Annotated in this window: 17 protein-coding genes; 11 read left to right on the forward strand and 6 right to left on the reverse strand. The window is 62.5% G+C overall.

Annotated features, from left to right (window positions below; all coding sequences use genetic code 11):
* Positions 1–5 precede the first annotated feature (5 nt).
* On the reverse strand, positions 6–1,931 hold the full coding sequence (locus tag QQ992_RS08585; RefSeq protein ID WP_286113015.1) for a transglycosylase SLT domain-containing protein: 1,926 nt from the start codon (positions 1,929–1,931) through the stop codon (positions 6–8).
* A 221-nt stretch (positions 1,932–2,152) separates the two neighbouring features.
* Between QQ992_RS08585 and QQ992_RS08590 the strand changes: the two genes are divergently transcribed.
* Entirely contained in the window at positions 2,153–4,081 is a 1,929-nt protein-coding gene (locus tag QQ992_RS08590; protein ID WP_286113017.1) for an ATP-binding cassette domain-containing protein, read from the forward strand.
* 108 nt (positions 4,082–4,189) lie between these two features.
* On the opposite strand, the gene QQ992_RS08595 is transcribed toward QQ992_RS08590, so the two are convergent.
* Positions 4,190–4,630, reverse strand: a complete 441-nt coding sequence (locus QQ992_RS08595; protein WP_060498870.1) for a universal stress protein — start codon at positions 4,628–4,630, stop codon at positions 4,190–4,192.
* 110 nt (positions 4,631–4,740) lie between these two features.
* On the opposite strand from QQ992_RS08595, the gene QQ992_RS08600 reads away from it, so the two are divergent.
* The 7 genes from QQ992_RS08600 to QQ992_RS08630 all read left to right on the forward strand — a co-directional run bounded on the left by QQ992_RS08600 (position 4,741) and on the right by QQ992_RS08630 (position 12,990).
* Positions 4,741–5,178, forward strand: a complete 438-nt coding sequence (locus QQ992_RS08600; RefSeq protein ID WP_019096202.1) for a hypothetical protein — start codon at positions 4,741–4,743, stop codon at positions 5,176–5,178.
* A gap of 529 nt (positions 5,179–5,707) precedes the next feature.
* Positions 5,708–7,855 (forward strand): fatty acid oxidation complex subunit alpha FadB, encoded by a 2,148-nt coding sequence (gene fadB, locus QQ992_RS08605; RefSeq protein ID WP_286113020.1) that lies wholly within the window; start codon positions 5,708–5,710, stop codon positions 7,853–7,855.
* Between the two features lie 31 nt (positions 7,856–7,886).
* A complete protein-coding gene (fadA, locus tag QQ992_RS08610) occupies positions 7,887–9,062 on the forward strand; it encodes an acetyl-CoA C-acyltransferase FadA (protein ID WP_013971712.1) in 1,176 nt (391 codons plus the stop codon).
* Positions 9,063–9,140: 78 nt separating this feature from the next.
* Complete coding sequence (locus QQ992_RS08615) at positions 9,141–9,392, forward strand: DUF1653 domain-containing protein (RefSeq protein WP_023661154.1); 252 nt, start codon at positions 9,141–9,143, stop codon at positions 9,390–9,392.
* A gap of 100 nt (positions 9,393–9,492) precedes the next feature.
* On the forward strand, positions 9,493–12,102 hold the full coding sequence (gene topA, locus QQ992_RS08620; RefSeq protein WP_286113021.1) for a type I DNA topoisomerase: 2,610 nt from the start codon (positions 9,493–9,495) through the stop codon (positions 12,100–12,102).
* Positions 12,103–12,190: 88 nt separating this feature from the next.
* Positions 12,191–12,706, forward strand: a complete 516-nt coding sequence (locus QQ992_RS08625; RefSeq protein ID WP_060498881.1) for a DUF6586 family protein — start codon at positions 12,191–12,193, stop codon at positions 12,704–12,706.
* A 50-nt stretch (positions 12,707–12,756) separates the two neighbouring features.
* On the forward strand, positions 12,757–12,990 hold the full coding sequence (locus QQ992_RS08630; protein WP_003248777.1) for a hypothetical protein: 234 nt from the start codon (positions 12,757–12,759) through the stop codon (positions 12,988–12,990).
* A 50-nt stretch (positions 12,991–13,040) separates the two neighbouring features.
* Here QQ992_RS08630 and sulA read toward each other — a convergent pair whose 3' ends face one another.
* Together sulA and lexA are read right to left on the reverse strand one after the other, a co-directional pair.
* Positions 13,041–13,517 carry an SOS-induced cell division inhibitor SulA gene (sulA, locus tag QQ992_RS08635; RefSeq protein ID WP_016714900.1) on the reverse strand — a complete coding sequence of 159 codons (477 nt, stop codon included), beginning with the start codon at positions 13,515–13,517 and terminating at the stop codon, positions 13,041–13,043.
* A 13-nt stretch (positions 13,518–13,530) separates the two neighbouring features.
* Positions 13,531–14,139, reverse strand: coding sequence for a transcriptional repressor LexA (lexA, locus tag QQ992_RS08640; RefSeq protein WP_105945229.1), 609 nt, complete (start codon positions 14,137–14,139; stop codon positions 13,531–13,533).
* Between the two features lie 260 nt (positions 14,140–14,399).
* On the opposite strand from lexA, the gene QQ992_RS08645 reads away from it, so the two are divergent.
* The 3 genes from QQ992_RS08645 to nagZ are packed head-to-tail and all read left to right on the forward strand — an operon-like array spanning position 14,400 to position 16,699.
* Positions 14,400–15,113 carry a TetR/AcrR family transcriptional regulator gene (locus QQ992_RS08645; RefSeq protein WP_019096207.1) on the forward strand — a complete coding sequence of 238 codons (714 nt, stop codon included), beginning with the start codon at positions 14,400–14,402 and terminating at the stop codon, positions 15,111–15,113.
* A gap of 40 nt (positions 15,114–15,153) precedes the next feature.
* Entirely contained in the window at positions 15,154–15,678 is a 525-nt protein-coding gene (locus QQ992_RS08650) for a L,D-transpeptidase (protein WP_286113024.1), read from the forward strand.
* A 22-nt stretch (positions 15,679–15,700) separates the two neighbouring features.
* The gene (gene nagZ, locus QQ992_RS08655) at positions 15,701–16,699 is read left to right on the forward strand and encodes a beta-N-acetylhexosaminidase (RefSeq protein ID WP_172455937.1); all 999 of its coding nucleotides are present in this window, start codon (positions 15,701–15,703) and stop codon (positions 16,697–16,699) included.
* Between the two features lie 65 nt (positions 16,700–16,764).
* On the opposite strand, the gene QQ992_RS08660 is transcribed toward nagZ, so the two are convergent.
* On the reverse strand, positions 16,765–20,109 hold the full coding sequence (locus tag QQ992_RS08660; RefSeq protein ID WP_286113026.1) for a DEAD/DEAH box helicase: 3,345 nt from the start codon (positions 20,107–20,109) through the stop codon (positions 16,765–16,767).
* 1 nt (position 20,110) lies between these two features.
* Positions 20,111–20,683: a CsiV family protein gene (locus QQ992_RS08665; protein WP_119370757.1), complete on the reverse strand. Its 573-nt coding sequence runs from the start codon at positions 20,681–20,683 to the stop codon at positions 20,111–20,113.

Here is a 20,683-nt window from a genome sequence, read left to right on the forward strand (position 1 = left end):
AAACCTTACATGTCATCGAAATACCGCTCGTGCCAATCCACCAGCGGCTGCGGCGAATTCAGCTTCTGCCCGTAGATCACCGAATACGACAACACGTTTTGCACATACTGGCGTGTTTCGTCGAACGGGATCGACTCCACCCACACATCGAAGCTCAGGTGCTTGGCGCCTTTCAGCCACTGGCGAACACGCCCGGGCCCTGCGTTGTAGGCCGCCGAAGCCAGCACACGGTTGCCGTTGAACTGGCTGTGTACCTGGCTCAGGTACGCGGCGCCCAGCTGGATGTTCTTGTCCGGGTTCAGTACCTGCGCCGGTGACGCCAGGGGGATGCTGAACTTGCGCGCGGTTTCCTTGGCTGTGGCCGGCATCAGTTGCATCAGGCCGCTGGCACCCACCGGTGAGCGCGCATCCTCCATGAATGCACTTTCCTGGCGGGTGATGGCGAATACCCAGCTCGAATGCAGGCCGCGGACCTTGGCTTCGCGCACCAGCGTGTCGCGGTGGGCCATCGGGAAGCGGATGTCCAGGTCGTCCCAGTACTGCGCCTGGCTGATGGTGCGGATGGCCGGGAAGTACCAGCGCAGCTCATAGCCCAGGCGCGCCTGGGCAACCATTTCGTCACGGGTGAAGTGGCGGCTGACGTGGTACCACTCGCGGCGGCCTTCGACGATCTGGCCGCGGGCGTGGAATTCCAGCGCGCGCTGAATGCCGGGTGTGTTGCGTACTTTCTTGACCAGTTGCGGGCTCAGCAGCAGCGGCTTGTTGTTCAGCTGGTACGGTGTTTGTGCCCGGTCGGCAGCCAGGAAGCCATAGAAGTCACGCTCACGCGCCACGGTCTTGTACAGCAGCGGGATCTGCGGGTTGTTCGGCTGTGCCAGCTCCAGGCTGCGCGCTTGCCAGTACTTCCAGCGGCTGCTGCTGGCCAGGTCCTGGGGCAGGCGCTTGGTCAGCTCGTAGGCGTCTTCCCAGCGGCCCAGGCGCAGCAGCAGGCGCAGGCGCCACTCGCTGACGGTGTTGTCGCGCAGCTCTGGGTCGTAGCGGGTCATCAGGTCGAGGGCGCGCGGGTCGTAGCGGCGTGCCAGGGTCAGGCCGATTTCACGGGCGATGGCCACCTTCTCGTCGCGGGAAAAGTGCATGCGCTGGGCGTAATCGTCCAGCAAGGCCATGGCCCGCTCCGGGTCTTGCCGGGCCAGGCGGCGCAGGCCGAGGCTGACCACGTCGGACATGGCTTCGTTGACCGGGGTGAAGCGCGACGGCTGGTTGAGCAGCTCCGGTTTTTGCGCCACGTCGACCAGCAGGCGCCCTTGCGGGCCGAGGGTGGTCAGGGTCTTGACCAGGTTGTTGGCCAGGGCGTAGTTGCGCGTCTGGGCTGCCAGCTTGGTGCGTTCCCAGCGCTTGGCCTCGGTCAGCTGGCCTTCGGCGGCCCACATGCCGAACAGCGTGTCGCACGCGGCAGGTTGTGACTTGCCGACGTTCCACAGTTTGTCGGCCGTGGCGTAGCCCTCGGCACGCAACCCATGGCTGAGCTGGTACTGGCCGTTGAGGCAGTCCAGTTCGGTGAAGTTGAGCTTGGGGTCGTAATATTTGACGAAGGTGTCCCACTCGCCGCGTTCGGCCAGCCAGCGCAACCAGCGCAGTTTCATCCAGTTGGCCTGGGGCAGGTCGCCGTGCTTGGCGAGGAAGCCTTCGATTTCCTGGTTGCTGGCGCTTTTCAGGCGGGCGGTAAGCTCGTCGTAGGCCAGGTAGGGCGTCAGCGGGTAGTCGTTCAGGGCCTGGGCATAACGCAGGTACGGGCCTTTGTCGCCTTTGGCCAGCGCACGCTTGGCCTCGTCGTAGTACTGGCGTTGCAGGGTCAGGTCGGTGGCCTGCGCCGCGCAGGTGGCAGCGGCAAGCAGCAGGCAGGATGCAATATGTAACAGGCGGCTGCGCATGATACGTCCGGGCAGTTGAACCATGGGGAAGTGACGGCGGAGCCAGCACTGTTGAAAGCTATTGCCTTAGCTTAGCTGTTTGCCGGCAGCGGGTGAAAGCACTGTGCTTGTATCGGGATATTAAGTTCGACCAGATGTCGCCCGGCACTCGCCGGTTGGCCTGGCGGATGCCGTCGAGGGCCAAGTCAGGTAGAATGCGCGCCCGATTTATGGAGACCAACATGACCCTGCTCAAATTCAGCGATGTGTCCCTCGCATTCGGCGCCATGCCGCTGCTGGACAAAGTGTCCTGGCAGATCGCTCGTGGTGAGCGGGTGTGCATCATCGGCCGCAACGGTACTGGCAAGTCGAGCATGCTGCGCCTGGTCAAGGGCGAGCAGAAGGGCGATGACGGTGAAATCTGGCGTGCCCCGGGCCTGAAGATCGGCGAATTGCCGCAGGAACTGCCGGTGGCCGACGCGCGTACGGTGTTCGATGTGGTGGCCGCTGGCCTGGACGGCGTGGGCGAGTTGCTGGCGCAGTTCCATCACCTGAGCATGAACATCCAGGGTGACGAAGACCTGGAAAAGCTCATGCACGTCCAGCACGAGCTGGAAGTCCGTGATGGCTGGCGCCTGCAGCAGGTGGTAGAGAGCACCCTCAGCCGCCTGCAACTGCCCGCCGACAAGACCCTGGCCGAGCTGTCCGGTGGCTGGCGCCGCCGCGTGCTGCTGGCACAGGCGCTGGTGTCCGAGCCCGACCTGTTGCTGCTCGACGAGCCCACCAACCACCTGGACATCGGTGCCATCGCCTGGCTCGAAGAAGCCCTGCGCGGCTTCAACGGTGCGGTGCTGTTCATTACCCACGACCGTTCCTTCCTGCAGAACCTGGCCACCCGTATCCTTGAGCTGGACCGTGGCGGCCTGATCGACTGGAACGGCGACTACGCCAGCTTCCTGGTGCACAAGGAGGCCGCACTGGCCGCCGAAGAAACCGCCAATGCGCTGTTCGACAAGCGTCTGGCCCAGGAAGAGGTGTGGATTCGTCAGGGCATCAAGGCCCGTCGTACCCGCAACGAAGGCCGTGTACGTGCGCTGAAAGCCTTGCGTGTGGAGCGTGGCGAGCGCCGCGAGCGCCAGGGCAAGGCCAACATCCAGATCGAAGCGGCGGAAAAGTCCGGCAAGCAGGTGATGGTGCTGGAAAACGTCAGCTTCCATCACCCTGACGGGCCGATGCTGGTCAAGGACTTCTCCATGGTCCTGCAGCGCGAGGACCGTATCGGTCTGCTGGGCGCCAACGGTACCGGCAAGACGACCTTGCTGAAGATGATGCTCGGCGACCTTGAGCCGACCGCAGGCAAGGTAGAACGCGGCACCAAGCTCGAAGTGGCCTATTTCGACCAGATGCGCCACCAGCTCGACCTTGAAAAGACCGTGATCGACAACCTGGCCGAAGGCCGTGACTTCATCGAGATCGACGGCCAGAACCGCCATGTGCTGAGCTACCTGGGCGACTTCCTGTTCAGCCCGCAGCGTGCGCGCACGCCAGTCAAGGCGCTGTCGGGTGGTGAGCGTGCTCGCCTGCTGCTGGCCAAGCTGTTCAGCAAGCCGGCCAACCTGCTGGTGCTCGACGAACCGACCAACGACCTGGACGTGGAAACCCTCGAGTTGCTCGAAGAGGTGCTGTCCAACTACAAGGGCACTGTGCTGATCGTCAGCCACGACCGGGCCTTCCTCGACAACGTCGTCACCAGCACCCTGGTGTTCGAAGGCGAGGGCAAGGTGCGCGAGTATGTCGGTGGTTATGAGGACTGGATTCGCCAGGGTGGCTCGCCGAAGCTGCTGGGCGTGACCGAGAGCAAGGGCGGCAAGTCGGCCCTCAACAGTGCGGTGGTGGAGAAGGTCGAGGCCAAACCTGCGCCTGTTGCTGCGCCGGTGGTGGAAGAGGCCTCGAAGAAGAAGCTCAGCTACAAGCTGCAGCGTGAGCTGGAGATGCTGCCAGGGCAGATCGACGAAGTTGAGCAGCGCATGGCTGAAGCCCAGGAAGAAGTGAATGCGGCGGGCTTCTATCAGCGGCCGATTGCGGAGACTTCGGCGGTGCTGGCCAAGATCGAGAAGCTGCAGGGTGAGCTGGATGCGCTGGTAGAGCGCTGGGCCGAGCTGGAAGGCTGATCGGATTTCAATCTGTACTCGCCTCTTCGCGGGTAAACCCGCTCCCACAAGGGTGTTGCAATCCCTGTGGGAGCGGGTTTACCCGCGAAGAGGCCGGAACAGGTTAAATCACTCCTTCTTCAGCAACCGCACCGCCAGCACATCACACGGCGCCCCATGCAGCACGTCATTGGCCGTGGAACCCAGCAACAACGCCAGACCGTGACGGCCATGGCTGCCGACCACGATCAAATCGCATTTCTGGTCCTTGGCCAGCTGGTGAATTTCCTGGCGCGGTTGGCCGTAGGTCAGGTGCGAGTCACCGCGTTTGATGTCCGGGTATTTGTTGAACAGGCGTTCCATGCGCTCTTTGGCCTGGTCGAACTGCTGCTGTTGCAGCTGCGACAGGTCCATCGGCACGTCACCGCCAAATGCCATGGCCATCGGTTCGACGATGTGTACCAGCGACACCTTGGCGTTCGAAGGCGCGGCCAGCGCCATGGCGCGCTTGATCACCGGGTCGCATTCTTCGGTCAGGTCGACGGCGACCAACAAATGTTCGTATTGCATGAGCGGTACTCCTGACAATCGCGATAGAAGAAGTATGGTCGCTTTCGGGCGGGTCTTCCGTGAAAAATGGCTAACCAGCTCATTTGCAACGCTTTATGGGATCTACTGATATGACGGTATTGCTGGTGGTGTCAATCCTTGCGCTGATTCTCAGCCCGCTTTCCTGGCTGCGTTCATCGCGCAAACAGAGTGAGCAGATGAAGCTGCGCCTGGAAGCGCGGCGCATGGGCCTGGCCATGCAGCTGGCGCCGCAGCAATGGCCGCACTGGCTGGAAAAGGAGCCGCCAAGCCCTTGCCCGCAGTACCATCGCGCCCGGCGCCGTGGGCACGAGGACAGCTTCAGCTTCTGGCAGGTCAGCCCGGGGGTATGGTGGAACCAGTGGCGTGAACCCTGCGAAGACCCGCGCTTCGTGGAGGCCCTGGCGCGCTTGCCGGCGAGCGTTTACAAGGTCGAGGCGGATGCTCGGATGATCGCGTTGTACTGGACTGAGCGGGGCGATACGGCTGTATTGCAGGATGTTGCCTACGTCCTCGAAACCCTCGCCTGATACCTGGCATGCCCGCTCCCACAGGGAATGCGGCGGTTTCAATAGCTATGAACGACAAAGCGGCGGCTTGGCAGAACCCTGAAGGGGTGGGGTGCCAAGTCGCCGCTTTGCGTTCTGCTGCGCAGAAAAGGCCAGGCAGGCCGGGTATTCATTCAAGCAAGTGCCAGTGTAGCCGCCCGGGGTTGCCGTGCAAGCGGAAAGTTGCAGCACACTGCAAGTGGCTGTGGTCAATCGCTGACATGAATGGCCGGCGATCACTGTCATCATGTTTTGTACCAAGACGATACAAAATGACTGGAAAGTCGCGTTTTCGCCATGCTCGTGAGCATTTGACAACGCCGATCTTTTCGGAGAATGTGTGCACACCCAAATCAAACGGGCGTATGAATTGAGCGTTTGTATGTCGTGACGCCAAGCCATACTTCCGACTAGCGCGCTGACGGGTGTGCCTGGGGCGGGGCAGTTAGGCCTGCTTTTGCTGCAGCGATCGGCGTGTACAGTTCAGCTTCCATATCGTGGAGATCAGTTGATGATTTACGAAGGTAAAGCCATCACGGTTAAGGCTCTTGAAAGTGGCATCGTCGAGCTCAAGTTCGACCTCAAGGGTGAGTCCGTCAACAAGTTCAACCGCCTGACCCTGAACGAGCTGCGCCAGGCCGTCGATGCCATCAAGGCCGATGCCTCGGTCAAGGGCGTGATCGTCAGCAGTGGCAAGGACGTGTTCATCGTCGGCGCCGACATCACCGAGTTCGTCGACAACTTCAAGCTGCCCGAGGCCGAACTGGTCGCCGGCAACCTGGAAGCCAACCGCATCTTCAACGCCTTCGAAGACCTCGAAGTGCCGACCGTTGCCGCCATCAACGGCATCGCCCTGGGCGGTGGCCTGGAAATGTGCCTGGCCGCCGACTACCGGGTCATGTCCACCAGTGCCAAGATCGGCCTGCCGGAAGTCAAGCTGGGTATCTACCCGGGCTTTGGCGGCACCGTGCGCCTGCCACGCCTGATCGGCTCGGACAACGCCATCGAGTGGATTGCCGCCGGCAAGGAAAACCGCGCCGAAGACGCCCTGAAAGTGGGTGCCGTCGACGCTGTGGTCGCCCCTGAGCTGCTGCTGGCCGGTGCCCTGGACCTGATCAAGCGCGCCATCAGTGGCGAGCTGGACTACAAGGCCAAGCGCCAGCCGAAGCTGGAAAAGCTCAAGCTCAATGCCATCGAACAGATGATGGCCTTCGAAACCGCCAAGGGCTTCGTCGCTGGCCAGGCCGGCCCGAATTACCCGGCCCCGGTCGAAGCCATCAAGACCATCCAGAAAGCTGCCAACTTCGGCCGCGACAAGGCGCTGGAGGTAGAAGCCGCAGGCTTTGCCAAGCTGGCCAAGACCTCGGTTGCCGAAAGCCTCATCGGCCTGTTCCTGAACGACCAGGAGCTCAAGCGCAAGGCCAAGGCGCATGACGAAATCGCCCACGACGTGAAGCAGGCTGCCGTGCTCGGCGCTGGCATCATGGGTGGCGGTATCGCTTATCAGTCGGCGGTCAAGGGCACCCCGATCCTGATGAAGGATATCCGCGAGGAAGCCATCCAGCTGGGTCTTAACGAGGCTTCCAAGCTGCTCGGCAACCGCGTCGACAAGGGCCGCCTGACCCCGGCCAAGATGGCCGAGGCGCTCAACGCCATTCGCCCGACCCTGTCCTATGGCGATTTCGCCAATGTCGACATCGTCGTCGAAGCCGTGGTCGAGAACCCGAAAGTGAAGCAGGCCGTGCTGGCTGAAGTGGAAGGCCAGGTGAAGGAGGATGCAATCCTTGCCTCCAACACCTCGACCATCTCCATCAACCTGCTGGCCAAGGCGCTCAAGCGCCCGGAAAACTTCGTCGGCATGCACTTCTTCAACCCGGTGCACATGATGCCGCTGGTGGAAGTGATCCGTGGCGAGAAGTCCAGTGAAGTGGCGGTCGCCACCACCGTGGCCTACGCCAAGAAAATGGGCAAGAACCCGATCGTGGTCAACGACTGCCCGGGCTTCTTGGTCAACCGCGTGCTGTTCCCGTACTTCGGCGGCTTCGCCAAGCTGGTCAGCGCCGGTGTCGACTTCGTGCGTATCGACAAGGTGATGGAAAAGTTCGGCTGGCCAATGGGCCCGGCGTACCTGATGGACGTGGTCGGCATCGACACCGGCCACCACGGCCGCGACGTGATGGCCGAAGGCTTCCCGGACCGCATGAAAGACGACCGCCGCTCGGCCGTTGACGCGCTGTACGAGGCCAACCGCCTGGGCCAGAAGAACGGCAAGGGCTTCTATGCCTACGAAACCGACAAGCGCGGCAAGCCGAAGAAAGTCTTCGACGCCACCGTGCTGGACGTGCTCAAGCCTGTCGTCTTCGAGCAGCGTGAAGTCACCGACGAAGACATCATCAACTGGATGATGGTCCCGCTGTGCCTGGAGACCGTGCGTTGCCTGGAAGACGGCATTGTCGAAACCGCCGCCGAAGCCGACATGGGCCTGGTCTACGGCATTGGTTTCCCTCCCTTCCGCGGTGGTGCGCTGCGCTACATCGACTCGATCGGTGTGGCCGAATTCGTTGCCCTGGCCGATCAGTACGCCGACCTGGGGCCGCTGTACCACCCGACCGCCAAGCTGCGTGAAATGGCCAAGAACGGCCAGCGCTTCTTCAACTGAGCGGTCAACGAGCTAGAGCGAGAGATTTGATATGAGCCTGAATCCAAGAGACGTGGTGATTGTCGACTTCGGTCGCACGCCAATGGGCCGCTCCAAGGGTGGCATGCACCGCAATACCCGCGCCGAAGACATGTCGGCGCACCTGATCAGCAAGCTGCTGGAACGTAACGACAAGGTCGACCCGAAAGAGGTCGAGGACGTGATCTGGGGCTGCGTCAACCAGACCCTGGAGCAGGGCTGGAACATCGCCCGCATGGCCTCGCTGATGACCCAGATCCCGCACACCTCCGCAGCCCAGACCGTCAGCCGCCTGTGTGGCTCGTCGATGAGCGCACTGCACACGGCTGCCCAGGCGATCATGACCGGCAACGGCGATGTGTTCGTGGTCGGTGGCGTGGAGCACATGGGCCACGTCAGCATGATGCACGGCGTCGACCCCAACCCGCACCTGTCCTTGCACGCCGCCAAGGCTTCCGGGATGATGGGCCTGACTGCGGAAATGCTCGGCAAGATGCACGGCATCACCCGTGAGCAGCAGGACCTGTTCGGCCTGCGTTCGCACCAGCTGGCCCACAAGGCCACGGTCGAAGGCAAGTTCAAGGACGAGATCATCCCGATGCAGGGCTATGACGAGAACGGCTTCCTGAAGGTGTTCGATTTCGACGAAACCATTCGCCCGGAAACCACCCTCGAAGGCCTGGCATCGCTCAAGCCTGCGTTCAACCCGAAGGGCGGTACCGTCACTGCCGGTACCTCGTCGCAGATCACCGACGGCGCCTCGTGCATGATCGTGATGTCTGGCCAGCGCGCCATGGACCTGGGTATCCAGCCATTGGCGGTGATTCGTTCGATGGCGGTGGCCGGTGTCGACCCGGCAATCATGGGCTATGGCCCGGTGCCGTCGACCCAGAAAGCCCTCAAGCGTGCCGGCCTGACCATGGCCGATATCGACTTCATCGAGCTCAATGAAGCCTTCGCCGCACAGGCCCTGCCAGTGCTGAAAGACTTGAAAGTGCTCGACAAGATGGATGAGAAGGTTAACCTGCACGGCGGCGCCATTGCCTTGGGCCACCCGTTCGGTTGCTCCGGGGCACGTATTTCGGGCACCCTGCTCAACGTCATGAAGCAGAATGGCGGTACCCTGGGGGTGGCGACCATGTGCGTCGGCCTCGGCCAAGGTATCACCACTGTCTTCGAGCGCGTCTGACCGCGTAGCGGGACAGCAGCCGGGGCCTTGTGCCCCGGTTTTTGTTTTTTTCAGGTTCAAGTCAAGAGGGTGGGCAACATGCAGATACAACCAGGCGTATACCGGCATTACAAAGGGCCTGAGTACCGTGTCTTCAGTGTTGCACGGCACTCCGAGAGCGAAGAGTGGATGGTGTTCTACCAGTGCCTGTATGGTGATTACAGCTTCTGGGTACGGCCACTTTCGATGTTCCAGGAGTCTGTCGAGGTTGACGGCGAGCAGGTGCCACGCTTTGCTTTGGTCAAGGCCGAAGAGGGGTTGCCTGGGTTGCTGGGGAAGTCGCACGAGTGAACTTCCGCGCTTGACCTCACTCTTTTGCCACTATATATAGCGGTGCCGCGTCTGGCACCTGACGCGTTTTTCATCTTCAGATTCAGGAATACTCCGATCCATGGGCAAATCGCTGGTCATTGTGGAATCCCCGGCCAAGGCCAAGACCATCAACAAGTACCTGGGCAACCAGTACGTGGTGAAGTCGAGTATCGGCCATATCCGAGACCTCCCCACCAGCGGTTCGGCCAGCGCGAGCAAAGAGCCAGCCGCCAAGCGTGGCAAGGCCGCGGGTGAGGCTCCGGCCCTTTCGCCAAAAGAAAAGGCCCGTCGCCAGCTGGTGGCACGCATGGGTGTCGACCCTGACCATGGCTGGAAGGCCAAGTACGAGATCCTGCCTGGCAAGGAAAAGGTGATCGAAGAGCTGCGCCGCCTGGCCAAGGATGCCGACACCATCTATCTCGCAACCGACTTGGACCGCGAAGGGGAAGCCATTGCCTGGCACCTGCGCGAAGCCATCGGTGGTGACGACACCCGCTACAAGCGCGTGGTGTTCAACGAAATTACCAAGAAGGCCATCCAGGAGGCCTTCTCGCAGCCAGGCGAGCTGGATATCGACCGGGTCAACGCCCAGCAGGCGCGCCGTTTCCTCGACCGTGTGGTCGGTTACATGGTTTCGCCGCTGCTGTGGGCCAAGATTGCCCGTGGCCTGTCTGCCGGCCGTGTGCAGTCGGTGGCGGTAAAGCTGGTGGTGGAGCGCGAGCGCGAAATCCGCGCGTTCATCCCGGAAGAGTACTGGGAGATCCACGCCGACCTGGGCACCGCCAAAAACGCCAAGGTGCGTTTCGAGGTGGCGCGCGAGAAGGGTGAGGCGTTCAAACCGCTGAACGAAGCCCAGGCCATGGCTGCGCTGGAGAAGCTCAAGGCTTCCAGCTACAGTGTGGTCAAGCGTGAAGACCGCCCGACCAGCAGCAAGCCATCGGCACCGTTCATTACCTCCACCCTGCAGCAGGCGGCCAGTAACCGCCTGGGCTTCGGGGTGAAGAAAACCATGATGATGGCCCAGCGTTTGTACGAAGCCGGCTACATCACGTATATGCGTACCGACTCGACCAACCTGTCGGCCGACGCACTGGACATGGCGCGCAGCTACATCGAGCGCGAGTTCGGCAAGCAGTACCTGCCGGAAGCACCGCTGGTATACGGCAGCAAGGAAGGCGCTCAGGAAGCGCACGAAGCGATTCGTCCTTCTGACGTGAATACCCACCCGACCAAGCTCAGTGGTATGGAGCGTGACGCCGAGCGCCTGTACGAGCTGATCTGGCGCCAGTTCCTGGCCTGCCAGATGCCGCCGGCGCAGTACCTGTCCACCAGCGTCACCGTGGCGGCTGGCGACTTCGAGCTGCGCGCCAAGGGCCGCATTCTCAAGTTCGACGGTTACACCCGCGTACTGCCACAGCAGAGCAAGCCGGGCGAAGACGACGTGCTGCCAGAAATGGTCCAGGGCGAAGCGCTGAAGCTGATCCAGATCGACCCGAGCCAACACTTCACCAAGCCGCCGGCGCGCTTCACCGAAGCCAGCCTGGTCAAGGAAATGGAAAAGCGCGGCATTGGTCGCCCGTCGACCTATGCGGCGATCATCTCGACCATCCAGGACCGTGGCTATGTGACCTTGCACAACCGCCGCTTCTATTCCGAGAAGATGGGCGACATCGTCACCGAGCGCCTGTCCGAGAGCTTCTCCAACCTCATGGATTACGGCTTTACCGCCGACATGGAAGAGAACCTCGACGACGTGGCTCAAGGCGAACGTGACTGGAAGAACGTGCTCGACGAGTTCTACGGCGATTTCAGCAAGAAGCTGCAGACTGCCGAGTCCAGCGAAGACGGCATGCGCGCCAACCAGCCGACCATGACCAACATCGCCTGTAAGGAATGTGGCCGGCCGATGATGATCCGCACCGCTTCCACGGGTGTGTTCCTGGGTTGCTCGGGTTACAGCCTGCCGCCGAAAGAGCGCTGCAAGGCCACCGTCAACCTGGTGCCGGGTGACGAGATTGCCGCTGATGACGAGGGTGAGTCGGAGTCGCGCGTGCTGCTGGGCAAGCACCGCTGCCCGATTTGCGCCACGGCGATGGACGCCTACCTGCTGGACGAGAAGCACAAGCTGCACATCTGCGGCAACAACCCGGATTGCGCCGGCTACGAGATCGAGGAAGGTAACTACCGCATCAAGGGCTACGAAGGGCCGAGCCTGGAGTGCGACAAGTGCGGCAGCGAGATGCAGTTGAAAACCGGCCGGTTCGGCAAGTTCTTCGGTTGCACCAACGCAACGTGCAAGAACACCCGCAAGCTGCTCAAGAGTGGTGAGGCTGCCCCGCCGAAGATGGACAAGGTGGACATGCCGGAGCTCAAGTGCGAGAAGGTCGACGACACCTACGTGCTGCGTGACGGCGCTTCGGGGTTGTTCCTGGCGGCTAGCCAGTTCCCGAAAAACCGCGAAACCCGTGCGCCATTGGTGCTGGAAATTGTGCCGCACAAGCATGAGATCGACCCCAAGTACCACTTCCTGTGCGAAGCGCCGCAGAAAGACCCGGAAGGCCGCCCGGCGGTAATCCGCTACAGCCGCAAGACCAAGGAGCAGTACGTGCAGTCCGAGGTCGATGGCAAGCCGACCGGCTGGAAGGCGTTCTACGACGGGAATGCGTGGAAGGTTGAAGACAAGCGCTGATTCATCGGTGCAGTAATTGGGGCCGCTTTGCGGCCCCAATCATTTATGATGCATGTACTCGCCTTGCAGCCTTAGGGAGGCCACTGAAATGGCCCAGGAACTGTATACCCGCACCAACCAGAAACTGTTCTTCGCCGGCCTCGCCCTGGAGTCCATGGCCAAGGCCGAGCAAAGCCAGGCCATGAACGCTCAAGGCCTGGTGCAGGCCGAACGCGAATCGGCGCTGTTCCACCTGTACGGCGCGCTGCTGGGCCTGTGTCATGAAATCGGCGGCTTCTACCGCCTGCCGGTTGTTGCAACGGTCGAGCAAGCCCTGGCTGACGATGCCTTGAACGGCATCGCCATCCCGGAAGTGGCTGAGCTACTGGAAATCGCCCGCCAGCGCGAAACCTGGCTGGCGCAAATGCTGGGTGCTTATGCCGATTTGTTCCGACCACCTGTCGCGAAGAAGGCGCCGAAAACTGACGTTACCCAACCCCTGATCCAGGCCGTCAATCTCGATGAGCCCGAACATCCTGCACTGTCGCGTGCCGAGCTGGAAAGTTGGCGCAACAACCTCAAGGGCTTGGTGAGACGTTTCCGCGACGCGTTGAGTGAGTGCTGATAGCCGCAACGGCTGGTACACTAGCGGCCTTTCGCGGAGAACTGCCATTTATGTCTACGTCGTTTCTGGAAATTGTCGAGTTGCCTGATGGCCGCATCGAACTGCGTCGCGCCGAGGATGAGGGCTCTCTGGTAACCCTGGATTTCTCGGAAGACGCCAAGGTGTTCCTGCAGGGCCAGCATGTGGAAGTGGCCAAGGCCATGCTCAGTGTGGGCGTGCAGATGGCCGGTCGCCTGATGGATGGCGAGCTTGAGCGTGATGAAGGGCCGCGTGTGCTGCACTAAGGGTGCAGCAACGTGTCAGGCTTTTTGAAGTGACAGACAAAGCCTGAACATCAGCCGAGGCGGATGTTCAGGCTTTGTGCATTTCCGGCACTGGCCGCGCGTAGCAACTGTTGGCGTGCAGTGGCATTGACGCTACCCAGCCAGCTCACCACGGTGTGGCTGAGGCCAAGGCGCAAGGCCTCGCAGGCTAGTTGCAGCGGGCTTTGATTGCTGCGAGGTTGCAGCAGCAAAATACGTTCACGGTTGAGCCCGGCATCGCGCAACCAGGCCTGGGTCAGGCTGGAGGGCGGAGCGATCAGGGTCAGCCAGCGGGCCTCGTCCTCTTCGCTCAGCTCGCGCAGTACCGGTGCCAGCAGGCTTTGGCAGTGCCCAGGGGCGCCGCGCAGCGACAGTTCGCTGAACAGCTCGGGTTGGCTGCTCTTGCGTGCCAGTTCACTGGCTTTCAGGCCCGGTAGCACGGGCTGGGCGAGAAATGCTTCGAACAGGGGCAACTGGGCTTGCTCGGGTGCGTGAATGAACTGCTGCATGACGCCTCCTGGATCAGCGGCGAATGACGCCGACGCTCAAGCCCTCGATCACCAGCTCCTGTTCTTTCAGGTCGACTTCGATGGGGGCGAATTCGGGGTTCTCGGCAAGCAGCCATACCTTGCTGCCTTCACGCTTGAAGCGCTTGACGGTCACTTCGTCGCCGATGCGGGCCACCACGATCTGGCCGTTGCGGGCTTCGCGGCAGGTGTGTACCGCCAGCAGGTCGCCGTCGAAGATGCCGACGTCCTTCATGCTCATGCCGTGTACGCGCAACAGATAGTCGGCTTGGGGGTGGAAGAAGGCGGGGCTGATGTTGCAGGATTGCTCGATGTGCTGTTCGGCAAGGATCGGCGCGCCGGCAGCAACCCGGCCGATGATCGGCAGGCCGCTTTCTTCGGCTTTGGCTTCCAGGCCGGGAATGCGGATGCCGCGTGAGGCGCCCGGGGTCATCTCGATGGCGCCTTTGCGGGCGAGGGCCTTGAGGTGCTCCTCGGCGGCATTGGGCGACCTGAAGCCCAGCTCCTGAGCGATCTCGGCGCGGGTCGGCGGGAAGCCGTTGTCTTCCAGGCAGCGCTTGATGAACGCGAGAATTTCGGCTTGGCGTGGCGTCAGTTTCAACATGGTGAGCGCTCTGTCTTTTTGTACAGTGACTGGAATTATATACAGTAGATTGGCAGCTGCAAGCTTCAAGCTACAAGAAAAAGCGAAACGGTGGTGCAGCGACTTGATCGCATCAGTCGTGCGCTGCTCTCACTTGACGCTTGCAGCTTGTTGCTTGCAGCTTTTAAATGGCGACCGCCCGGTCACCGAGCCTTGACAGAAGCAGGGCTGAAACGTATGTTTCAAACACCTGTTTGTCTGGCGGAGTACCCGGAGTAGTCATGGCCCAATCGGAAACCGTTGAACGCATTCTCGATGCTGCCGAGCAGTTGTTCGCGGAAAGGGGGTTCGCCGAAACCTCGTTGCGGCTGATTACCAGCAAGGCCGGGGTCAACCTGGCGGCCGTCAACTATCATTTCGGCTCCAAGAAGGCGCTGATCCAGGCGGTGTTCTCGCGCTTCCTCGGCCCGTTTTGCGCCAGCCTGGAGCGTGAGCTCGAGCGGCGTCAGGCCAAGCCGGAACAAAAGCCCAGTCTTGAAGAACTGCTGGAAATGCTGGTGGAGCAGGCGCTGGCGGTGCAGCCTCGCAGCAACAATGACCTGTCGATCTTCATGCGCTTGCTGGGCCTGGCTTTCAGCCAGAGCCAGGGCCACCTGCGGCGCTATCTGGAAGACATGTACGGCAAGGTATTCCGCCGCTACATGCTGCTGGTCAACGAGGCCGCGCCACGCATTCCACCGCTGGAGCTGTTCTGGCGTGTGCACTTCATGCTCGGTGCTGCGGCCTTCAGCATGTCCGGTATCAAGGCCCTGCGGGCGATCGCCGAGACCGACTTCGGCATCAATACCTCGATCGAACAGGTGATGCGCCTGATGGTGCCGTTCCTGGCGGCCGGCATGCGTGCCGACAGCGGTGTCACCGATGACGCCATGGCCAGCGCCCAGCTGCGCCCGCGTACCAAGACCAGCGTCAGCGCTACCACCGCCAAAGCCTGAAGGCTGGGCGGGGCAGGGCGCTTCGGCTAAGCTAGCGCCCATGCCCGACCTCGATCTGTTGCACATTTCCCTTGCCGACCAATGCCTGTACGGTTTTGCCCGTGGCCAGTTGCGCGTACGCGTGCCAGTGTCCACGGCGCGTAACGGTGCCGGCGAGCGCAACGGTTCGGGGTGCACGCCGCGCGGCCTGCATCAGGTGCGGGCAAAGATTGGCGCAGGCCTGCCGCTGAATGCGGTACTGGCCGGGCGGCGCTGGACGGGTGAGGTGTGGTCGCCGGAACTGCACGCGCAAAACCCGGAGCGCGACTGGATTCTCACCCGCATCCTCTGGCTCAGCGGCTGCGAACCCGGCGTCAACCGCCTGGGCACGGTCGACACGTTCCGCCGCTATATCTACCTGCATGGCACGCCGGATACGGAACCCATGGGCGTGGCGTTGTCCCATGGCTGCATACGCCTGCGTAATACCGATTTGTTAAGCCTGTTCGAGCGGGTGCCGGTCCATTGCCCGGTGCGCATCGAACAGGCCGCCTGCCCCCAGTGGGCCTCTCCCAGTCTTCAATGAAGGATTACCCATGACCGTCAGCCTGCAAGGCTCCCTGATGGTGGATATCGCCGGTAAATGGCTGACCGCCGAAGACCGTCACTTGCTGCGCCAGCCCGAAGTGGCTGGCCTGATCATTTTTGCCCGCAACATCGATAGCCCGCGCCAGGTGCGTGAGCTGTGTGCGTCGATCCGCGCCATTCGCCCCGACCTGATCCTGGCGGTAGACCAGGAAGGTGGCCGTGTGCAGCGCCTGCGTCAGGGCTTTGTGCGCCTGCCGGCCATGCGTGCGCTGGCCGACAATGACAATGCCGAGTACCTGGCCGAGCAATGCGGCTGGCTGATGGCGACCGAGGTGCTGGCGGTTGGTCTGGACCTGAGCTTTGCCCCGGTGCTCGACCTGGACCACCAGCGTAGCGCCGTGGTTGGCAGCCGCGCCTTCGAGGGTGACCCGCTGCGTGCCACGCAACTGGCCGGGGCCTTCATTCGCGGCATGAATGCGGCGGGCATGGCCGCCTGTGGCAAGCACTTCCCGGGGCATGGCTGGGCCGAGGCCGACTCGCATGTGGCCATCCCTACCGATGAGCGCAGCCTTGAGCAGCTGCGCCAGGCCGACCTGGTGCCGTTCACCCGCCTGAGCGGGCAACTGGCAGCGGTGATGCCGGCGCATGTCATCTACCCGCAGGTCGACAACCAGCCGGCCGGCTTCTCGCGGCGCTGGCTGCAGGACATCCTGCGTGGCGAGCTGGGCTTTGACGGGGTGATCTTCAGTGATGACCTGTCGATGGCCGGGGCACATGTGGTGGGTGATGCGGCCAGCCGTATCGAGGCGGCGCTGAGTGCTGGCTGTGACATGGGCCTGGTGTGTAACGACCGGGCGGCGGCTGAGCTGGCGCTGAGTGCGGCGCAACGGATGAAAGTGAAGCCCTCGCCGCGAATTGCGCGGATGCGTGGGCAAGGGTTTGCGCGGACCGATTACCGACAGCAGCCGCGCTGGCTGGAGGCGTTGGGGGCGCTGAAAGAGGCCCAGTTGGTCGATTGACCGCGTTGGCTTCTTCGCGGGCATGCCCGCGAAGAAGCCAGTACAGGCAACAGAAGATGAAAGGTTCAGCGCCCGCGTTTGCCTGGCAATGGCGCAAACAGCGCCTCGATCTCATCATCCCCCATACGCCACTGCCCGGCCTGCCCGCCATCCAGCAGGCTTGCCGCCAGCGCCGCCTTTTCCTGCTGCAACAGCTGAATCTTCTCCTCCACCGTCCCCCGCGTAATCAGCTTGAACACGAACACCGGCTTGTCCTGGCCAATGCGGTAGGCGCGGTCGGTCGCCTGGTTTTCGCTTGCCGGGTTCCACCAGGGGTCGAAGTGGATCACCGTGTCCGCAGCCGTCAGGTTCAGCCCGACACCCCCGGCCTTCAGGCTGATCAGGAACACTTCGCTGTCACCCTGCTGGAATTGCTGCACCGGCGTACGCCGGTCACGGGTGTCACCTGTCAGCAGGCTGTAACGGATCTTGCGCTTCTGCAGTTCTTGCTCGATTAGCGCCAACATCGAAGTGAATTGCGAGAACAACAGTACCCGCCGCCCTTCGCTGAGCAGTTCTTCGAGCATTTCCAGCAGCGCACCGAGCTTGCCCTTGTCGGCCTGGTTGCCCTTGCTTTCCACACCCTTGACCAGGCGCAGGTCGCAGCACACCTGACGCAGCTTGAGCAGGGCGTCGAGGATGACGATCTGGCTGCGGGCGGCGCCATTGCGGGCGATTTCGTCGCGCACTTTCTTGTCCATCGCCACGCGCACGGCCTCGTAGGTGTCGCGCTGGGCGTCGCTCAGCTCCACCCAGTGCACCATCTCGGTCTTGGCTGGCAGCTCGGTGGCCACCTGTTCCTTGGTGCGGCGCAACAGGAACGGGCGAATGCGTGTAACCAGGTGAGCCAGCCGCTCGCTGTCGCCATGGCGTTCGATGGGGGTGCGGTAGTCCTGGTTGAAGCGCTTCAGGTCACCCAACCAGCCGGGCATCAGGAAGTGGAAGATCGACCACAGCTCGCCCAGGTTGTTTTCCATCGGCGTGCCGGTCAGGCACAGGCGCTGGTTGGCCTGCAGCTCGCAGACGGCGAGTGCGGCCTTGCTGGTGCTGCTCTTGATGTTTTGCGCCTCGTCCAGCACCAGTACATGCCAGGGTTGGCTGCGCAGGTGTTCGAGGTCGCGTGGCACCAGGGCGTAGGTGGTCAGCACCAGGTCGTATTCGTGCAGCGTGGCGAAATGCTTGCTGCGCCCCGGGCCTTGCAGGGCCAGCACGCGCAGGTCGGGGGCGAAGCGCTGGGCTTCGTCCAGCCAGTTGGGCACCAGGCTGGTCGGCATCACTGCCAGGGCGGGAGCGGTCAGTCGCCCGGCCTGCTTTTCCAGCAGCAGGTGCGCCAGGGCCTGCAGGGTCTTGCCCAGGCCCATGTCGTCGCCCAGGATGCCGCCGGTGCCCATTTCGCGTAGTGCCTGCAGCCAGTTAAGGCCCTGTTGCTGGTAGGGGCGCAGGCTGGCCTGCAGCCCTGTCGGCGGGGCTACCTGCAAGTCGCGGGCGTCGCGCAGGCGGCGGCCCAGATCCCGCACATGTGCACCACCTTCCCAGTGCAGGGGCAGGCCTTCGATATCGTTCAGGCGTGCAGCATCGGCGCGGTCCAGGCGCAGGGATGGGCCGGCTACGTCTTCGTGCAGGTACAGCTCGCCCAGGGTGCCCATTACGGCCTTGATGCGGCCGTAGGGCAGGGCAACGCGCAGGGCCGAGGCATCGAGGCGGCCGCGGTTGAGGTCGATCAGCAGGTGCTCGTCGTCGCTGCGCCGGGCCAGTTCGCTGGGGCGCAGCAATTCCGGGTTGCTGCGCAGCAGTTGCAGCACGATCGGCAGCAGGCTGTGGCGCTGGCCATCGACCACGATACCCAGCTCCAGGTCGAACCATTCATGGCCGGGGGCTTCGTCGATGGTGGCGTACCAGTCGTCCACCTCCTGCAGGTTGAAGGCGAAATCGCGGTGGATGTCGATGTCCCACCCGGCCTCGCGCAGGCGCGGCAGGCCTTCGCGGGCAAAGCGCAGCCAGGCTTCGTCGTCTGGCAGCTGAAACATTTCGCCGGCGCTGTCGGGCAGGGCCTTGCTTTGTCGGGTGGCGGCCTTGAAGCCCAGGTCGCGCAGCACTTTGCGCAGCGCCTGCTCGGCCTGCGGCTGGCGGCGGATGCGCTGGCTGGTGTTGTCGACCAGGCGGGTCAGCGGTTTTTCGTCGCTGCCGCTGGCGCGTAAACCGTCATAGTCGAACGCCAGTGCGGCCCGATGCTGCATCTGCCGCTGCATCCGGCCGGTCTTGGGCATGTAGGCGCTGAATTCGAGGCTGCCGAGGGTCAGGTGCGGCCTGGGTTGAACAGTATCGATCTGTTCGCTGTGTACAGTTGTAGGTGTGGGAACCTGGCGATTCAGTGCGTTCAGGCGGTGGCTCAGGGGAATGATCAAATGCTCTGGAACAGTAGGTGCGGTTGCCAGTTGGCTGGCAATGAACGGGTCAAGACCATGCTCAAGCTTGCCAGTCATGCCCGTTTGAGTATCGATGTAGTAGAGCGGGTCGAGCGGCAGTGCCACGTCATGCATCCGCTCGTCATTGTGCCACGAACCGCGATAGCTGCCGTTCTCAAGCCTCATCCAGCGGAACTCGGCTTGCAGGGTCGGCCCAGGGATTAATGGCAACTGTTTCTCGGCATGAATCAAGCGCCCACTGGCAAGTGCGAATTCATACAGCTCTGCACCTTGTTTACCTTCCAGTCTTGCGATGGGCATGCTGGAATTATTGGCAAGGGCGTCAATCAGCCTGAGGATGCGCAGATCTTCATCTGTGACATAACGCGGCGTGTAATAGAGCATTTCAGGCAGCGAGCTGGCACGCCCCAGCTTCAGCTGACCATCGGCTTCGCGGGTGCCTTTGGATACGCTGAGCGTGCAAAGGCCACGGTCGTTAACGACCTTGTAGTAGAGCGAGGGGCCTTTGCGTTTGGCGGGTTCAGCGACCTTGGTCGGGACTTCCAGGGTTTCGACCCAGTGGGCGAGCTCAGGGGGGAGGTCGAGCGAGTGCTGGGTCGTTTCGGCAGGTGGGGGCAGGGTGTCCTGATCGCCTTCGCCGCAATCCGGGCCCTGTTCCAGCAGGTAAAGTGCAGCGGCGCAATGCTTGCAGTTCTCACCTACGGGGCACGTGCAACTGCCCGCGCATTCCAGGCCATCTTCAGTCATGTCCAGGGTTATGCGCTGGTAGTAGGTGCGGCCTGCGGAGCCTGTACATTCAGCGCGGATCGTCATGCCCAGGATCGATACGATCGCGCTTCTGCCTTCATCGGCATACTCCCGACCGCGCCGCAGGGTCTTGCGATCAAACGAAATAGTCCAGCCGTTGTGCGCCCGCACAAAGAACTGCGCATCGCTCTCGCTCACATCACTGCTCCATCATCTCCGGGTCCATCACCGGCATTTTCGGCGTACCCGGTGGCGTCACCTTCAGCAGCACGGCCAGGTGGCCGCCGTCGAGGAAGGTCAGCTGGCCGCCCTTGACGTTGCTGTTGCTCTGCTTGAACTGCTCGCTTTGCAGCACGTTGCCGTTGCCGTCCAGCTGGTTGACCCAGAAGTTGGCGTCGACGGTGATGAAGCGGCCTTCGCCGATACTGAGGTTGCCTTCGATGGGGAAGTGGCCGAACTGCTCGGCGCCTTCGCCCAGGGCGATGCGGCTGGGCTCGCTGCCCACCTGCTGCTGCCAGGCCTTGTGCATTAACACGGTGTAGTCGGCAGTGGCTTCCAGGCGGGTGGCTTCGTCTTCCAGCGCCAGGCGGCGCTCGGCGTCCTTTTCCAGGCGTGGGGCGCCGGCGCTCCAGTTTTCCGGGGCGAACGGGCTGGTGAAGGCGGGCACGCTGTTTTGCCGCACCAGGATCATTTCAACCTGATACAGGCCTTCGGCGAAGGCGGCTGGCGCGAACAGCGCCAGCAGCAGGGTCAGGCTACGGATGGCACGCAT

The sequence above is a fragment of the Pseudomonas kurunegalensis genome, assembly GCF_030291635.1.
Taxonomy (GTDB): Bacteria; Pseudomonadota; Gammaproteobacteria; order Pseudomonadales; family Pseudomonadaceae; genus Aquipseudomonas; species Aquipseudomonas monteilii.

What these genes read in the sequence shown, in the direction of transcription:
- fadB (WP_286113020.1), top strand. Translation starts at nt 5,708, where the DNA reads ATGATTTACGAAGGTAAAGCCATCACGGTTAAGGCTCTTGAAAGTGGC.
- QQ992_RS08595 (WP_060498870.1), bottom strand. Translation starts at nt 4,630, where the DNA reads ATGCAATACGAACATTTGTTGGTCGCCGTCGACCTGACCGAAGAATGC.
- topA (WP_286113021.1), top strand. Translation starts at nt 9,493, where the DNA reads ATGGGCAAATCGCTGGTCATTGTGGAATCCCCGGCCAAGGCCAAGACC.
- fadA (WP_013971712.1), top strand. Translation starts at nt 7,887, where the DNA reads ATGAGCCTGAATCCAAGAGACGTGGTGATTGTCGACTTCGGTCGCACG.
- sulA (WP_016714900.1), bottom strand. Translation starts at nt 13,517, where the DNA reads ATGCAGCAGTTCATTCACGCACCCGAGCAAGCCCAGTTGCCCCTGTTC.
- QQ992_RS08625 (WP_060498881.1), top strand. Translation starts at nt 12,191, where the DNA reads ATGGCCCAGGAACTGTATACCCGCACCAACCAGAAACTGTTCTTCGCC.
- QQ992_RS08600 (WP_019096202.1), top strand. Translation starts at nt 4,741, where the DNA reads ATGACGGTATTGCTGGTGGTGTCAATCCTTGCGCTGATTCTCAGCCCG.
- QQ992_RS08665 (WP_119370757.1), bottom strand. Translation starts at nt 20,683, where the DNA reads ATGCGTGCCATCCGTAGCCTGACCCTGCTGCTGGCGCTGTTCGCGCCA.
- QQ992_RS08650 (WP_286113024.1), top strand. Translation starts at nt 15,154, where the DNA reads ATGCCCGACCTCGATCTGTTGCACATTTCCCTTGCCGACCAATGCCTG.
- QQ992_RS08615 (WP_023661154.1), top strand. Translation starts at nt 9,141, where the DNA reads ATGCAGATACAACCAGGCGTATACCGGCATTACAAAGGGCCTGAGTAC.
- QQ992_RS08630 (WP_003248777.1), top strand. Translation starts at nt 12,757, where the DNA reads ATGTCTACGTCGTTTCTGGAAATTGTCGAGTTGCCTGATGGCCGCATC.
- QQ992_RS08590 (WP_286113017.1), top strand. Translation starts at nt 2,153, where the DNA reads ATGACCCTGCTCAAATTCAGCGATGTGTCCCTCGCATTCGGCGCCATG.
- lexA (WP_105945229.1), bottom strand. Translation starts at nt 14,139, where the DNA reads ATGTTGAAACTGACGCCACGCCAAGCCGAAATTCTCGCGTTCATCAAG.
- QQ992_RS08585 (WP_286113015.1), bottom strand. Translation starts at nt 1,931, where the DNA reads ATGCGCAGCCGCCTGTTACATATTGCATCCTGCCTGCTGCTTGCCGCT.
- QQ992_RS08645 (WP_019096207.1), top strand. Translation starts at nt 14,400, where the DNA reads ATGGCCCAATCGGAAACCGTTGAACGCATTCTCGATGCTGCCGAGCAG.